The sequence below is a fragment of the Phaeovulum veldkampii DSM 11550 genome (assembly GCF_003034995.1).
Lineage (GTDB): Bacteria > Pseudomonadota > Alphaproteobacteria > Rhodobacterales > Rhodobacteraceae > Phaeovulum > Phaeovulum veldkampii.
The window spans coordinates 1-412 of sequence record NZ_PZKF01000144.1 but is presented as its reverse complement, the minus strand read 5'-3'; the positions used below and the strand labels follow the sequence as shown (position 1 = coordinate 412).

Here is a 412-nt window from a genome sequence, read left to right as displayed (position 1 = left end):
CCCGCAGGTTTCCAGCTATTGCCCATGTCGGTCAGGTTGACGAAGAAGTCGTTGGTCAGCGCGCCCACACGGTCAGTGAACACACCATGCGCGCTGCCGCCGTGGTTGGCACCCAGAACCCGCAGCCCCCCCACCAGAACGGTCATCTCCGGCGCGCTCAGCCCCATCAGTTGCGTGCGGTCCAGCAACAACTCCTCGGCACTGACGACATAATCCTTTTTCAGCCAGTTGCGGTAGCCATCATGGATCGGCTCCAGAACGTCGAAGGATTCGGCATCGGTCATGTCGTCGGTGGCATCACCACGGCCCGGCGCGAAGGGAACGGTGATGTCAAAGCCCGCGGCTTTTGCCGCCTGCTCGACCCCGACATTGCCCGCCAGCACGATCACATCGGCCACGCTTGCCCCGGCTT

General features: G+C 63.1%; 1 protein-coding gene. It reads right to left on the bottom strand.

The window, feature by feature from the left end; translation table 11 throughout:
* Positions 1–412 (bottom strand): peroxidase family protein (locus C5F46_RS16330; protein WP_328588594.1); only part of this gene is annotated, 412 nt, incomplete at both ends.